Origin of the sequence: Mycoplana sp. BE70 (assembly GCF_031455855.1) — a bacterium.
Lineage (GTDB): Bacteria > Pseudomonadota > Alphaproteobacteria > Rhizobiales > Rhizobiaceae > Mycoplana.
In genome coordinates, this window is sequence record NZ_JAVDTM010000003.1 from 451,453 (window position 1) to 466,204 (window position 14,752).

The following is a 14,752-nucleotide window of genomic DNA, read 5'->3' on the forward strand; positions in this document are numbered from 1 at the left end:
GGCAGGGGTGAACGGCGGTGCTGAACCTTTTTCGTGTTGTATCACCGCCGATGAGCCTGCTGTACGTTGCCTCGGCTGTCCTGCTAGCAATCTTGATGTCTTCCTTGCTGATCCTGTGGGGCGATCCCCGCGCCCCTATTCTGGCCGTCGGTGGCGCCGGCGGCGCCGCGATCGCTCTCTATTTGGTGCAACGGCCGCGGGGCGCCCTGCATGCCGCGATCTTCCTTTCGCTAATGCCAACGGGGCTTCGGCTCGAACCTGTCTTTACTCTCGCGGTCAATTCGGCCCTTGCGCTTGCGTTTGGTGCGTGGCTGCTCAACGTCATCGTTCAGCGGCAGCCTATCCAGTGGAACGCCGTATGCATCGTATTGGCCCTTTATCTTGTCTGGGCGATCGTCACGCTGCTTTGGGCTCCCGATCTCATCCTGGCCCGCAAGGAACTTGTCACCTATGTCATTGGATTCATTCTGCTGCTACTCATTTCCGAGCAGGTCAGATCAATAGAAGCCTTAGACGAATTGATGCGCGTCCTGAGGTTGATGGGCTGGATCCTCCTCCTGGGGGGATTGTATGCGGTTTTCTTAGGCGATTTCCAGCCTGGCGAGAGACTGCAAGTCTTGGGTATGAACGAGAACCTCTTCGGCGTGGAGCTAGTCCTGACACTTCCCGGCTCGATCTGGCCGGTGTTGCGCTCATCCGGCGCAAAACGCACGCTCCATCTGGGGCTCAGCATTTTCTTCATCCTGTGCACCTTGGGTCTTGTGGCCCTAAGCGGCTCCCGTGGAAGTTCTGTCTCCCTCGTGATCGTGCTGCTCGCGTTCTTCTTCTACAAGCCGATGCGACCGTTCGGTATCGTTGGAATAATACTGGTGGTGGTCCTGCTTGCCGCTGTACCATTCGCGACGGATGTCCTCATGCAACGCTTCCAAGACCATGAAGGAGGAGATCTGGGCGGACGCGCTGTGCTGTGGCATGCGAGCTTGCTGCTTATACAGGACAACCTGTGGACCGGTGTGGGAGTCGGCAACGGCCCGACTGAGCTCCATCGATATGTGGCTTCCTTGACGAGCATCTACGCACATCGTCCTCAATTGCCGAGTCATAGTCCGCTGCTCGAGGTGGCAGTAGAGACGGGCGTGCTCGGCGTCTTCCTCTATGCCGGCGCGGTTGTTCTCGCTGTGTGGCAGTTCTTTCGGCAACGCCACAAGCTATATGCTCACGATGCGCTGGTCGCGAGCTATTTTCCGCTGATGCTCGGTGTGTCCATGGGCTACTTCGCCTCCTGGCTGAAGGGCGGAGGAGTGGACGCTCACCCGACTTTCTTCGTACTCCTGGGGCTTCTCGTATTTCCGGCCCGATTGCTGCGACCTGGGCAAGCCGCGTAAGCGCCTGTCCGACACCCGTGAAGACGAGAAGCTCTGCGGTCTGCAGGGCCGTCTGGCGTAGCCTCACCGTTCCTCTCCGGGGGCTTACGTCTGGGCCACCGCATTGTTGAATTAGTTGCCTCTCCCGGACATCGAGATCTCGAGAGCCGGATCCTCATGTTTCTGGACTGCGTCGAATAGCGATATTAACTGCCGCGGTCCGCATGATGGATTGGGCCGTTAATGGTCGTCGGATGGTCAACGCTTTGCGCAGCGCCTCCGCGCAAGTTCCTAATGCAGGCGATCACTCACGGCCCGGCCGATGAGACGCCGAGCGAAGAGATCGACGATCACCGCGCCATACCAGATCCGACGGTAGATGACCCACTGGGTTCAGTCCTGTAGCCTTGGAGGCGGGTACCCCAAAGAGCAGTGTGGGCGTAGTCATTACCGACCAAGGCGCTGCCGAGAGCTTTGGAGAACCGCTCAGCCGCGGCGGGTGCGAGATGAAGACTATCAAGGAAATCGCCGGGCCCGGTGCGCTCGAAGCCGCGCAGATCGATGATCTCTGCGCCACCGCGGCGGATGGCTTTGTAGAGCTCATCGGGGAGAGGATAGGGTTGACGAACAGGTGTGGCGACAAAGACGACCTTGGTGCCATCGCTTGTGACGATATTAAGAAATCTGGCAAGCTGATTATAGGTGGGAGGCTTAGCGTGAGCTGCAGCCTGCCCATCACTACGAACAACATCATTGATGATTGGAGCGAATTCCTGGTAGCCAGGGATCAGTGCGAGAACCCGTTTCTGTATGCGCTCTCTGTTTGCCCACAGCCGAGAAGTGGCGCCAAGCAAATATCGGACACGATCGCTGAGTGAGAGAACGTCGTGGGAGAAAGCCTCGGCGGCAAGAGACAACCCGGCAAACTGGCTGCCGAGACGCTCAGAATTGCGGACTGGGCCATCATCGAGGTGGTCATTAGCAAAGCAGATGATGACCAAGCGAAGCTGAGTGTTGGCCGGCTGAACGAAACGACGGTATACATAGAGCCAATCAGTAAGCACCGTGTCGTCAGGATAAATAAGACCGATCGTTGCATCTGGGAGATTTACACCCGCCCATGCTCGCTTGACGATATCCGGGCGTATCCCCGCGCGCGTCAATGAGTTGCCCAGGAAAAGGACGCGTGGAGAATTCCCTTGTTTAATGTCGTTGACGATAGCCGGTATCTGCCCAATGTGCTGCACATCGTAAGACAGCCGGTTCTCGGTGAAGTAAAGGCTGATTTCTCCTATCAGCAGTACGGCCAGCACGCTCGCAATCACTTTCCATTCGGACCTAGAATTGGAAGTAGATGAATTCATGGCTTTCCGGTGCTTGGAAGACGATGAGCATTAGCACTGCGTAGGCGTATACGGATGCACGCGCGATCCAAGGACTTTGTGTGAGGCCAAGAAGATTGTTCGCGTGAGAGGTGGTCCAATACTCAAAAATAAACAGCGGAAGAGCATAGAAGGCGATCAAACCGAGCATGGCAATAGCGGTGGGCGTGACGCGCCAGTCCGTGGCCATAAGATAGAGGAACTCACCTACCTGCTGCATATTCTCGGCACGGAACAAAAGCCAGCCCAAGCAGATCAGATGAAACATCAGCACGATCCGCCAACTACGATCAATGATAGACCGCGGGCGCACGTTTTCCCAGCCCATGAGCCGGTAAAGCGATAGCAGTGCCCCATGATAGAGGCCCCAGAAAACGAAGGTCCAGTTGGCGCCATGCCAGATGCCGCCGAGGATCATTGTGATCATAAGGTTGCGGAGAACCATGTTCCCCCCGCCACGATTGCCACCGAGTGCGATGTAAAGGTAGTCGCGCAACCACGTGGAGAGGCTAATGTGCCAGCGGCGCCAGAAATCGCTGGGGGATATAGCCAGATAGGGGACTTTGAAGTTATCCATCAGATCAATGCCCATCCATCTGGCGACGCCTTGGGCTATAGAGCTATAGCCTGAGAAATCAGCATAAATCTGCCAAGCGAACGCATAGATTCCGACAAGGCATTCGATGCCAGTGAGTTGGGATGCATCGCGATTGAAGATGGTATTGACCAGCGCGGCCATGTTGTCGCCGATAACAACCTTTTTAAAAAGACCTAGTAGAATATAGTAAAGCCCGACTGCGAAGTCGTCGGAGCGATGGACCCGCGGCGTTTCGATCTGCTTCAGTAGTCCCCGTCCAAGGGCATCCTGCCCTTTGGCACCAGAACGCATGATGGGCCCGGCGATCAGATGCGGGAAGAATGAGACATAGAGGGCGAAGTTCCAGAAATTCGTAGCGGGCTTTGTCACTCCGCGGGCGATGTCGAAGATATAGCTCATGCTTTGGAAGGTGTAGAACGAAATTCCCACTGGAAGAAGCACTTGGACAACCGGCAGCGATGCTTGGATGCCAATTGAGTTAAGCGCTGTGACGAACTCGTTGGAAAAGAAATTATAGTATTTAAAGAGGCCGAGCAGGAGCAGATTTACGGTCACGGACAGCCAGACGTATCGCCGTTTGCTAACTTCGGAGGAAGTGGACGCAATCATCACGCCCAGATAAAAATCCATAAATGTAGAAAAGGTAATGATGGGCAAAAATCGCCAGTCCCACCAGCCATAAAAGAAATAGCTAGCCGCCAATAAAAAGAATGTTTGAAGGCGAAATGGGAGAAACCAATATACTGAGATGACAACGGCAAAGAAGACCCAAAACGCCCAACTGTTGAACAACATGACGCCCTCTTCCAAAAGTGCCAGATCGATTATCGGCATGCGTCATCATCGGCTTACGTTCGCTCAAGACATTGCTCTGGATTTGACATGGGCACTATCCCCGCCGTCGGCGCCCGTCATCAGGCCTTCGACCTCGTCCTCTTTGAACGCCATCACTTGTCCGGCGCAATAGATGGCGACAAGAATCTGCTTCCGTTTTACCGCGTCAGGTGGGCGCCGGATTTCGGAGAAGGTGGAATCGCTCGACCACAACCTTAACGAGAGAGCGCCCCTGTGACCGACGACAGTTTACCGCTTGCCGAGCCGGCCGCAAAGTGCGGCGATCCGGATTTTCTTCGCATTATTGCCGCAGTTTAGGTTCTTTTTAGAAACCCTCAAACAATACCTGGGTCAATTCGTTCAAGCAGCCTAAAGAGCCGCTGACATCCGATAATTGTGCTAGGAGCTAATCGACATCTCGCCACGAGGTAATACTTTAGAGGTATTTGACTGCCGTCACAAAAATTAGTATACCCCCGCTTTCGGCAAACGTGTTCGCTGCAAATTCGGAAAGGAGTTAGCTCCGCCGGATCACGATGCTGATCGGCGTCTTAGGCGACGCAAAACGACGGGCCGACAAAGTGCCCAGGCAGCCTCCTCCACGCACGCCGTAAAGTGGAGCGATATGACAATCAAAGATTGCAGTCAGAGGTTGAAAAAATGGAGGAACTCTCCAGTCGTGATAACGACGCTTGGGCTCTAGGACCGGGTCCGGCTTTCGGTCAGCATGATGGTGCTTTGGAGGCCATTCCGCACCCGGTTCAGCGGATGATGAACCGTATCGGTTGTGGCTATGTCGCCCTGAACAGAAACAAGAAAGTAGTAGGGTGGAATGCAAGCACACGAGCTGTTCTGGCCAACGCGGACGCCATCGCCGACACACCGGATCAGATTTCCGCCAGTCTCCGGCGGTTGATTGGCGGCTGGGAGAACGTTCTGCCCGGCTCGATCTTGTGGGTAGTCATGTCCTTCCGTGAAGGGCGTCCCGTGATGTTCAGCGAACGAGCAGAGGGCGTCTCGGACGGCGTGAGTATTATCGCGCTGCTCGATCGGACCGTGCGGCCGGAACCCAATCCGCAGACGCTGCAGGAAATCTTTGGATTGACAAGCGCTGAGACCCGTCTTGCGATCGAGATCGCGCGAGGAGGGTCTCCCTTGGAGATTGCTCGATTCCGCCACCTCAGCCGGACGACGATCCGCTCCCAACTGGCTTCGCTCTTCGCGAAAACGGAGACAAACCGCCAGGCCGAACTCGTCGCGTTGCTGGATCGCATCGCTGTGTTGCCCTGAAACCATGGAGGCACGCCGGACGTATTCGCTGACTACATCGCCTCCCCCGGCTGCGGTCATCCTCGATGTCTGGTACGCATCCTCGGCGATTGCGCCATATGACCGTAATTCCGATTTTCAGGAGCCTAGTCCGAGCTTGTCGTGAATTCGGAGGGCATTGTGAATGAGCCGGATGAGACTGGAAAGAGAAGTCTATGCCGACGTAAATTGGTCGCTTCTTGATTCTTTCGCCGACCGAACTTTCTCGCAGCGAAAGGCGTGGATCGATTTCGTTTGCGAGACCCAAGCCGGGGAACCGGTTGTGGCTCGAATGGACAACGCTGGCGTGACCGTCGGTTTTTTTGTAGGCGTCATCATCCGGCGGATGGGTATCCGAATACTAGGAAGTCCATTCCCAGGCTGGACAACCCCGTATATGGGATTCAATCTGCGGCATGACGTGTCCAGAACCGATGCAGTCGACGCGCTGATCCCGTTCGTTTTCTCTGTGCTAGGCTGCCATCATCTGGAAATCTCAGATCCCTATCTGGTCAGCGAGCATTTCAAAGACGGTAGAGTCAAAGCGCAGTTCGTCCGGACCTTTCGATCCAACCTTCTGATGACAGAGGACGAGCTTTTCGCCAGGATGGACGGAGGAGCGTGCAGGAACTGTATCAGGAAAGCTGCGAGGTCCGGAGTCGTCATCGAGGAAGCCGTGCCGGATGGATTTGCGGCGGAGTACTTCACACAGTTGGAAGACGTCTTCGCCAAGCAGAACATGCGACCAACATATGGCATGGATCGCGTAGAGGCGCTTATCAGACACGTCTACCCGACCGGAGACCTCCTTCTCTTGCGCGCGCGTGATTCAGATGGGCAGAGCATTGCCACGGGTATATTTACTGGATTTAACGATATTTCCTATTTCTGGGGAAACGCTAGCCTTCGTGAACATCAGATCGTGCGACCGAATGAGCCCATGCTTTGGTATGCAATGAAGTACTGGAAGCGCCGTGGCATGCATTGGTACTACTGGGGCGGCGACGGATCATACAAGAAAAAATATGGTGGCGACCCGATAAGCTACCCACAGTTTAGGGCATCATCGAGCGTTGTTATATCGATGCTTCGAGATGCTGGGAGAACACTGTACTATGCACCACGTGATTGGAATCGCCGAATCTTTAAATCGAGATCGGCTTAACCCTACGTCTCCTTGTGTCGCGTTGCCGATGGCAGGAGTGATCTTAGTCGTGGGCAATGATTGAGGACATGAGGAAACCTGAATGGACAAGCTATGCTGGCCAGACGGAAAGTCCTTTGCGTTCACGGTGTTTGACGACACTGACCGTGCAACTCCCGGGAACTTTGAGAAGGTTTATGAATGCTTGCGGGATAACGGCCTTCGCACGACCAAGTCTGTTTGGCCAATTCGCGGCTCCCAAACTTCCAGGCTAGGCGGTGCTACCTGTGAGGACCCGGATTATTTGGCGTATATCCGTGAACTGCACCGTGACGGATTTGAGATAGGCTTCCACGGCGCAACCTACCACAGCTCAGAGCGGGCCACTATCGTGCGTAGCCTTGAATGCTTCCACGAGTTGTTCGGCAGCTACCCTCGAACCATGGCTAACCATGCGGGATCCGCCGACAATATTTATTGGGGAGATGCTCGGCTGAGCGGGATCAGGAGGCAAGCGTATAGACTTCTCCGATTCCAAAGGCCCCGTTTCTATGGTCATTGCGAAGAAAGCCCTTATTTTTGGGGGGATCTCTGCCGCGATCGTATAGATTATGTGCGCAATTTCACGGCCGGGGATATAAATACACTGAAGACCTTTCCTTGTATGCCATATTACGATCCGAAGCGGCCGTTTGTGAAGCAATGGTTCTCATCATCTGAGGGACCGGAGGTCCATTCGTTTCTTCGCGTCATATCGGAAGAAAACCAAGATCGCCTTGAGGCTGAGGGCGGTGCCTGCATCATGTACACGCATTTCGCAGCGGGTTTCCAGGATGCGAACGGAAATCTCAATCAGCGGTTCAGGGAACTTATGAGGCGCCTTGCATCGAAAAATGGCTGGTTCGCACCAGTGGCGACGTTCCTCGATTATGTTCGGCAACAGCGTGGCGAGCACGTCATTGACACAACGGAGCGTGTCAGGATGGAGCGCGATTGGATCAAGCACAAGATTTGGACCTGCGGAGCATCGTAGGAGTGCCCATTTCGCCGGACATGTCAGCCGGCGTTCGGTCGAGCAGCCATTGAAATTTTGCCCGATGCCCTGAGGTTACGTCGCTAATTCAGTAGTTTGCGACGTAGCCAAGGGTGAACCGATGGGGCGGATTGCGATTCTGACGGGCGTCGAGTGCCGCCGCGTCTGGACGGACGAGGACAAGCTTCGGTTTCTGGAGGAGGTCGAGACGAGCGGTTCCGGTGTCGAGATTGCCCACGGGCACGATGTTCCCCCCCCCAGCATTTACACTTGGCGCAAGAAGCTTGCTCGGGAAATGAGGTCGCCGAGTGGATCAGGCGTGACAATGCTGCCGATGGCGCTGATCGAGCCTGATAACGAAGCGGTTCGAGTGGCGACAGCAGAGAAGCTCACGGCGAAACGGCCGGCCCGGAACTGTTGAGACAATCGAGCCACCTCTCCATCCTGCAAACGAATGAAGACACTTCGAACCCTGCTGCTACTGTTCGCCATGTTCGATCGAGCGCTTCGATCGAGCAGTGTTCGAATGAATGCTATGACTTTAGCTGCCTTGCTAGAGCACACCCTTGATCCGGTACATCGTTTCTGCCTCGATGAAAGATAGTTGCAGATCATTTTTGGGGAGAGCGCACCGGTCCACGAGGTAACACGTCGGTGATGACATGAGGATAGCAAGGATAGGCGCATGGCGCCGAGCGCTAAGTGTTGGCTGGATCCCGCTCGTGTTCACGCTCGTGTGCAATGCTGCAGCAACGGAGTACAAGCTTGCGCCCGGAGACGTGGTGGAGATCACCATCGCCGGATTGCCGGAGTGGCACTACCGTGTTGCCATCCAGTTCGATGGAACGATATCTCTGCCGACGCTTGGGACTCTCGAAATTGCAGGTCTGACCGCGGCGGAAATGCGGAATCAGATCGCTGCCGTCCTGCCGACACGACTCTTCCGGGAGCAGACACCGGAGGGACGCGAATATACCGTTGTCGTTCTCCCGACCGATGTCGCCGCAACCGTGGTCGAATACCGACCTATCTACGTTGATGGCGACGTCTTGACGCCAGGTCAATATGCCTTCCGGCCCCTCATGACGGTCCGCCAGGCCGTGGCCCTCTCTGGGGGCTATAGCACTATGCGAGCGAGCCCTACCATGTCTAATCCGGATCAAATGGTGGACATGCGCGAGGACTACAATCTTCACGGGTTGGAATATGCGAGAGATACCGTGCACCTGCTACGCCTGCAGGCCGAACTGAACGATGCGGACACGTTCGAAGAGAAAACCCCGGCAGACCTACCGGTTCCAGCTGCTACGCTCGCCAATCTCGTTCGGTCCGAACGGGAATCGCTGAAATTCGCACAGCAAAACCACAACCAGGAGATCACCTCCATTCGAGCCGCAATGAAGCAAGCGGATGAGCAGATCGCAGTTCTCGCTCAACAGGCAAAGCAGGAAGACAGCGGAGCGCAGGCTGATGCGGAAGAGCTTGAAAAGCTTATCAAGGCGTTCGAGGCCGGCAGCGTGCCCAGTACGCGTGTGTCGGAGGCACGCCGCGCAATGCTTCTGTCTTCCACGCGCCAGCTTCAGACCACTGTGAACATGATGGAGATCCAGCGAGGTCGGGGGGACTTGGCGCGGAGTCTCGACAGGACGATAAACTTGCGTCGGATCGAACTTCTCAAGGACTTCAGAGAGACGAGTGAGAGATTGGCCGAATCGCAATTGCGATTGAGGAGTGCCGGCGAGAAGCTTCAGCCCGGCAGAACCACCTTACCCGATCAAATGCTCGGAACGGCTGCGCAGCCCCAAATTGCGATCATGCGCAAAGTCGAGCAGGATTGGCGCCGCTTCCCGGCAGACGTGCATACCGAGCTGTTACCGGGCGATGTAATCGAAGTCTTGCTCCGTTCCGGTCCGATGCCAGGGAGCATGGCGGCGATCGGGGAGAAATAGAGGGGATATCGGGAAGCTCCCAGCCGGCGAACGGTCATCTGCAATCCACGGGGGGCCAGAAACGGAGCCCATGCTCGACATGGAGGACGCTGTATAGCTCACCAGCAAGAGGGGAAGTTGACTAATGCGAGAGGCGCGCGGGGAACCGGAATCCATCGCCGTGGTCGTCGGGCAGCTTGGGCAAGGCGGAACCGAGCGGCAACTCTATCATTTTCTCGCGCATTGTGATTTCGTTCGATGGGCCCCCACCGTCTACGTGTCCGGCGAGCTCGGGTTCTGGGAAGCACCGATCCGCAAACTCGGTATTCCTGTCGTGCTGCTGAAGGGCCGCCCTCTGGAAAAGATGCGGCAATTTCGCGCGGCATGCGTCGCTCAGAAAACGCGATGCCTCTTCTCGTGGTCGTCCTATACCAATGTCTTCGCGCTCGCCTTGACGGGGCTGGGCATCCGAAGCATCGGATCGTTCCGTAACGCATTGTTTGCAGACCTGCCGACAGGCCTACGCGGCTTGTGGTCGTGGATGAGCGTGGCCGGCATCTCGACCGCAGTCTGCAATTCGCGTGAGACCCAGAGGCAACTCGCGCACCGCCTCGGCTCCAAAAAGCGCGTTGTCTATGTGCCGAACGCGGTCGAGATCTTTCCGTCTGACCAGATGGCACGGTGGCGTGCCGATTGGCGTCAGCAGCTTGATCTGCGCGATGACGCGGTGTTGGTACTTGGGGTAGGCCGACTTGTGCCCCAGAAGCGCTTCGACCGCTTCATCGATACGATCGAAAGCGTAGGTCGGCACTGCACTGTGCAGGCCGTGATCGCCGGACAAGAACTCGGCTGTCTCGACGCATTGAAGAGCCAGGTGGGGCGCCTTGGGATCGACGACAGGGTCCGCTTTCTCGGCAGTGTGCCGGATGCCCGAGAGCTCATATGCGCCTCAGACATTTTCCTTCTGTCTTCCGACTACGAGGGCATGCCCAATGTTGTCTTGGAGGCCATGGCAGCGGGCGTGCCCTGCGTCGCCACGCGAGTGAACGGCGTCGCCGACCTGATCCAAAACGGTGTGACCGGGGTCATAGCCGGATCCAAACAGGATGACCTGTCGCGCGAAGTTCTTCGTCTTGCGACGGATGCCGACATACGGCGCGAGATCGGCACCCGCGCACGTGCATGGATCGAGCAGAAGTTCCAGCCGAAATTGGTCACCGGCCAACTCTGGACGTTATGCGCTACGGGAAACGACGTCGATGCAAAGAAGTGGATTGGCCATGCGACTCGCCATCTTCGTTGATCAGGTTTTTTGGCGCGACGGCGACACTCTTTCGACGGATGAGTCATATATCCTCTTTCCGGCCAGTTTAATCGAGTTCGTCGACGAGATCATCTTCATCGGGCGCGAGGCAATGCAACCGGGACGCGGGCCCTATTTGCTTGACCATCCGGCGATCACACTTTGCCCTCTCCCCTATTATCCGAACCTGTATCAACTTTGGCGCGTCGGGCCTCGTGCATTCCTGGAGATCCGTCGCCGGATCTCGGAGCAGGCGCGGAATTGGGACGCGATCCTGATTGTCGGCCCGCATCCGATTGGGCAGATGATCGCGACGGAGTGCATTGCCCTCGGCGTGCCGGTCGGCCTGGTGGTTCGCCAGAACCTGGTCCAACAGCTGGGTACGCATCGGGGTCTGAAGCGTCATGTTGCAGTGTCGGCCGCCAGGGCACTTGATTGGCACTTCAAGCGGCTTGCGCGTGATCGAACAGTGTTCACTGTAGGACAAGACCTTGCTCGGGAGTACCGCAGATTTAGCAACCGGGTGCACGACCATATGCCCTGTCTTATCAGAGACGCGCAGCTCAGAGCCTTTGCAGAAATGTCTTCCGGGCCCGATCCAACGCGCTTGATCTGCGTTGGTCGGTTGGCTCTGGAAAAGGGGCACCACGTTCTTCTCGAGGCTCTCGCGCACCTTAAGCGGCGCGGTGTGTCGTGCCACCTCGATATCGTTGGCACAGGTCCGCTGGAGGCGGAGCTCAAGGCGCGATCCATGGTCCTCGGCATTGACGACACTGTCACATTCCACGGTTTTGTGTCCTATGGACCGGCTTTGTTCGAACTTTACCGGCGAGCCGGAGCGCTTGTGCTCCCATCCTTCTCGGAGGGCTTTCCGCAAGTCATCAATGAGTCGCTTTGCATTGGCCTACCCACGATCGCCACTGCCGTGGGTGGCATCCCTCACCTGCTGAAGGACAATGAAACGGCCATGCTTGTTCCGCCGGGCGACGTCTGTGCGCTGGCAGGTGCGATCGAGCAAGTTGTCTGCAGCCCGGAACTACAGGAGCGTTTGCGTCGCAATGGGCGCGCGCTGATGGCTGACAACACGTTGGAAGTCAATCGTGCACGGATGATTGGAGTACTTCATGCTGAAGTCTTCTCAAATGCCGCCTGAATACCGGTCCGCGCTCGCCGATTACCCGGCCCCCCCGGTTCCGGAGCAGCCGACCGTCGGCATTGTCATTCCGATTTGCAATGAGATCGCACATCTCAAGACACTCGCTTCCGACGTTTTCAGTCAGGATTACCCTTCGATTGCCGAAATCTGGTTCGCTGACGCCGGGTCAACCGATGGAACATTGGAGATGTTGCAAGACATGCAGCGGATCGACCCACGGGTGCGGGTCATCGAGAACTCGCATGGTAGCCCCGCCGCCGCACTCAATCTGGCGCTTCCTCGCATCCGGACCGACATCGTGCTGCGTCTCGATGCCCATGCCCGCTACCAACCCGACGTCGTCCGGCAAAGCGTCTCGACACTGCTCGCGACAGGTGCCGGGGGGGTGGGAGCAATCGCGCGTCCCTTGCCAGCACAATCGATCGTTGGCCGGGCGATCGTTGCGGCACATCGAAGCCCTTTCGGCATCGGGGTTGCCAAGTTCCGTAGAGAAGGAGCCGTAGGGTGGGCCGATACCGTATGGAACGGCTGCTATTGGAAGTATATCGTCGACCAAGTAGGCCCACTACGGGAAGATCTTTGGCGTGCCGAGGATAACGACTTCAACGAGAGAATACGGCGGCTCGGCTATGGCCTCTATCTTTCGCCCGAAATCCGAGCTTTCTACCAACCCCGACAATCCCTACCTGCGCTCTGCAAACAGTATTTCGGCAATGGACTCGGCGGCACCCTCGCGTTGGTCGAGAACTGGCGCGCATTGCGGCTGCGTCATCTCGCTCCGCTCGCCTTAGTCGCAAGCCTGTCAATCTCATTAGCCGTATCTCTATTTTGGCCTGCCGCGCTCGTCGCAACATCAGGTATACTGTTAGTCTATTCGATTGCATTGCTGTCCGCGACCTTACTGGCCGCTTGCACATCGCCCGGCATGCATCTGCTCTTCTTTCCCGTGGTGCTCGTTTCGCTGCACTTGAGCTATGGATGCGGTTCACTTTACGGTCTTGCTTTGCGATCCCGCTCCCTCGTCACGCGCCTTTCAGGTTCGATTGCTCGTTCCATCAGCACCCGCCGAAGACCTGGTCCCTGGCGTTGGCCGCACCCTGGGCTGACCCTCTGGCTCGTGCCAGGCATCTTCTATTTCTTGCTGCCTTCCGGCACAGCGCGGACAGAACCGGCCATCTGGCTCGTGCCTAGTTTGGAACGCATTGAGCGTGACGCTGTCCCCGGTGACCGGCTGGCGATCGAACTTTATGCCGCCCGCGGTGAAACCGAGTCGTTTCAGCTCGGGATCAATGCGCCGGACACCGGCCTCACCAACGTAACGATCCAGCTGCAAGATTTGGTCAACGGCGACCGAGCCCATATCGCAGCGACGAATGTGACACGCTATCGCGAGCACTACGTCCATGTGACGCGATCCAGTCCCGACCTGCACGGATCGAACCGACCGCTCGGCCCGGGATGGTACGCCGATGCACTGATACCGCTCGGCGCCGAAGCAACCGCTCCAGCGGGAGACGGCCACTCCCCACCTGCAACTGCCTTTTCCGTTCCTTCGCGCCAAAACCAGCCGATCTGGATCGACGTCTTCGTTCCACGCGATACGTTGCCCGGCCGCTATAGCGGCGCCGTGACGGTGTCAAGCGATCAGGGTAATGCCGTCGGCGAGGTTGTGCTTCATGTGTGGAATTTCACACTCCCGCTCATCCCCTCGTTAAACTCGGCTTTCCTTATCTGGAAAGCGAATACTCCGCAGGCTCAGGCCGAGTTGCTGAAGCATAGGCTAATGCCGCGTGACGTGCGAGTTCAGGATCAGGCCTCGTTCATCGACAGGTTCGGACTGAAATCCGTCAATCTCGGCCTGTGGAGCAATGCCAGCATGGCTCAATGCACGATGACGCCGCCCCCATCGCTCGAAGAGGTGCAGGAGGCCGCAGCTGAGCACAATCCTGAGCTCCGTCTCTTCAATTATACGGCCGATGAAATCGACCGCTGCGGCGGTATCTATGAAACCATGAAAGCCTGGGCACGCGTGCTGCATGAGGCGGGTGTCGACAATCTCGTGACGATGAAACCTGCCCCCGAGCTCTATGACGATGGCACCGGAAGCGGCCGTTCTGCGGTCGATATCTGGGTGCTTCTTCCCACAATGTACGAGAGCAGTTCAGAGCGGGTCGCTGAGGTCTTGGCCAAGGGCGATGAGGTTTGGTCATACAATGCCCTCGTTCAGGACGAATATTCTCCAAAGTGGGAGATCGATTTTGCCCCGATCAACTATCGTATTCAGCCCGGCTTCATCAATCAGAGCCTCGGGTTGACAGGGTTGTTGTACTGGCGCGTCGATCTCTGGACCGACAACCCTTGGAAGAACGTGCAGACGTACCGGACGGGAGGCAACGAGTATCCGGGAGAGGGGCTGCTTCTTTACCCGGGGCAACCCGTCGGAGTGGAGGGCGTGGTGCCCTCCATGCGGCTCAAATGGCTTCGCGATGGAGTCGAAGATTACGAATTCGTCGAGATCCTCAAGCGCAAGGGTTGCGGCGAGGTCGGCGGGGAGATCGCCCGAACCATAGGAGCCTCCTGGAGGCACTGGACTCAAGACCCGGAATTTTTGGAATCTCAAAGGCGTCGACTTGGAAACATTCTGTCGGGGCTTCGCCCGGGCGATGATTGCCATGCGCGTTCGGCAGTGTCGGACCAGTAAA

Annotated in this window: 12 protein-coding genes; 9 read left to right on the forward strand and 3 right to left on the reverse strand. The window is 56.9% G+C overall.

Annotated features, from left to right (window positions below; all coding sequences use genetic code 11):
- Positions 1 to 17 precede the first annotated feature (17 nt).
- On the forward strand, positions 18 to 1,385 hold the full coding sequence (locus J2Y48_RS08335) for an O-antigen ligase family protein (RefSeq protein WP_310415594.1): 1,368 nt from the start codon (positions 18 to 20) through the stop codon (positions 1,383 to 1,385).
- A 329-nt stretch (positions 1,386 to 1,714) separates the two neighbouring features.
- On the opposite strand, the gene J2Y48_RS08345 is transcribed toward J2Y48_RS08335, so the two are convergent.
- A complete protein-coding gene (locus tag J2Y48_RS08345) occupies positions 1,715 to 2,728 on the reverse strand; it encodes a hypothetical protein (RefSeq protein WP_310415597.1) in 1,014 nt (337 codons plus the stop codon).
- Complete coding sequence (locus tag J2Y48_RS08350) at positions 2,703 to 4,178, reverse strand: MBOAT family O-acyltransferase (protein WP_310415599.1); 1,476 nt, start codon at positions 4,176 to 4,178, stop codon at positions 2,703 to 2,705. The genes J2Y48_RS08345 and J2Y48_RS08350 overlap by 26 nt, the downstream gene beginning before the upstream one ends.
- Before the next feature lie 660 nt (positions 4,179 to 4,838).
- Between J2Y48_RS08350 and J2Y48_RS08355 the strand changes: the two genes are divergently transcribed.
- The 3 genes from J2Y48_RS08355 (at position 4,839) to J2Y48_RS08365 (ending at position 7,663) form a co-directional block, all read left to right on the forward strand.
- Positions 4,839 to 5,468, forward strand: a complete 630-nt coding sequence (locus J2Y48_RS08355) for a helix-turn-helix transcriptional regulator (RefSeq protein WP_310415601.1) — start codon at positions 4,839 to 4,841, stop codon at positions 5,466 to 5,468.
- Between the two features lie 163 nt (positions 5,469 to 5,631).
- On the forward strand, positions 5,632 to 6,651 hold the full coding sequence (locus tag J2Y48_RS08360) for a GNAT family N-acetyltransferase (RefSeq protein WP_310415604.1): 1,020 nt from the start codon (positions 5,632 to 5,634) through the stop codon (positions 6,649 to 6,651).
- A gap of 82 nt (positions 6,652 to 6,733) precedes the next feature.
- Positions 6,734 to 7,663, forward strand: a complete 930-nt coding sequence (locus J2Y48_RS08365; RefSeq protein WP_310415607.1) for a hypothetical protein — start codon at positions 6,734 to 6,736, stop codon at positions 7,661 to 7,663.
- A gap of 88 nt (positions 7,664 to 7,751) precedes the next feature.
- Here the strand turns inward: J2Y48_RS08365 and J2Y48_RS08370 are convergent, their stop codons facing one another.
- Positions 7,752 to 7,907 carry a hypothetical protein gene (locus J2Y48_RS08370; RefSeq protein WP_310415610.1) on the reverse strand — a complete coding sequence of 52 codons (156 nt, stop codon included), beginning with the start codon at positions 7,905 to 7,907 and terminating at the stop codon, positions 7,752 to 7,754.
- Between J2Y48_RS08370 and J2Y48_RS25330 the strand changes: the two genes are divergently transcribed.
- The 5 genes from J2Y48_RS25330 (at position 7,857) to J2Y48_RS08390 (ending at position 14,751) form a co-directional block, all read left to right on the forward strand.
- Positions 7,857 to 8,084, forward strand: a complete 228-nt coding sequence (locus J2Y48_RS25330) for a hypothetical protein (RefSeq protein WP_405030183.1) — start codon at positions 7,857 to 7,859, stop codon at positions 8,082 to 8,084. The genes J2Y48_RS08370 and J2Y48_RS25330 overlap by 51 nt on opposite strands.
- A 301-nt stretch (positions 8,085 to 8,385) precedes the next feature.
- Positions 8,386 to 9,612 carry a polysaccharide biosynthesis/export family protein gene (locus J2Y48_RS08375; RefSeq protein ID WP_310415613.1) on the forward strand — a complete coding sequence of 409 codons (1,227 nt, stop codon included), beginning with the start codon at positions 8,386 to 8,388 and terminating at the stop codon, positions 9,610 to 9,612.
- A 124-nt stretch (positions 9,613 to 9,736) separates the two neighbouring features.
- Positions 9,737 to 10,894, forward strand: a complete 1,158-nt coding sequence (locus tag J2Y48_RS08380; protein ID WP_310415616.1) for a glycosyltransferase family 4 protein — start codon at positions 9,737 to 9,739, stop codon at positions 10,892 to 10,894.
- Positions 10,872 to 12,047, forward strand: a complete 1,176-nt coding sequence (locus J2Y48_RS08385) for a glycosyltransferase (RefSeq protein WP_310415618.1) — start codon at positions 10,872 to 10,874, stop codon at positions 12,045 to 12,047. Before J2Y48_RS08380 ends, J2Y48_RS08385 begins: the two co-directional genes overlap by 23 nt.
- Positions 12,019 to 14,751 carry a glycosyltransferase gene (locus tag J2Y48_RS08390; RefSeq protein WP_310415621.1) on the forward strand — a complete coding sequence of 911 codons (2,733 nt, stop codon included), beginning with the start codon at positions 12,019 to 12,021 and terminating at the stop codon, positions 14,749 to 14,751. The genes J2Y48_RS08385 and J2Y48_RS08390 overlap by 29 nt, the downstream gene beginning before the upstream one ends.
- The last annotated feature ends 1 nt before the right edge of the window (position 14,752 follow it).

Excerpts from the sequence above, each read along its gene's own strand:
- J2Y48_RS08345 (WP_310415597.1), bottom strand. The coding sequence starts at position 2,728 with ATGAATTCATCTACTTCCAATTCTAGGTCCGAATGGAAAGTGATTGCG.
- J2Y48_RS08350 (WP_310415599.1), bottom strand. The coding sequence starts at position 4,178 with ATGCCGATAATCGATCTGGCACTTTTGGAAGAGGGCGTCATGTTGTTC.
- J2Y48_RS08355 (WP_310415601.1), top strand. The coding sequence starts at position 4,839 with ATGGAGGAACTCTCCAGTCGTGATAACGACGCTTGGGCTCTAGGACCG.
- J2Y48_RS08360 (WP_310415604.1), top strand. The coding sequence starts at position 5,632 with ATGAGCCGGATGAGACTGGAAAGAGAAGTCTATGCCGACGTAAATTGG.
- J2Y48_RS08365 (WP_310415607.1), top strand. The coding sequence starts at position 6,734 with ATGGACAAGCTATGCTGGCCAGACGGAAAGTCCTTTGCGTTCACGGTG.
- J2Y48_RS08380 (WP_310415616.1), top strand. The coding sequence starts at position 9,737 with ATGCGAGAGGCGCGCGGGGAACCGGAATCCATCGCCGTGGTCGTCGGG.
- J2Y48_RS08385 (WP_310415618.1), top strand. The coding sequence starts at position 10,872 with ATGCGACTCGCCATCTTCGTTGATCAGGTTTTTTGGCGCGACGGCGAC.
- J2Y48_RS08390 (WP_310415621.1), top strand. The coding sequence starts at position 12,019 with ATGCTGAAGTCTTCTCAAATGCCGCCTGAATACCGGTCCGCGCTCGCC.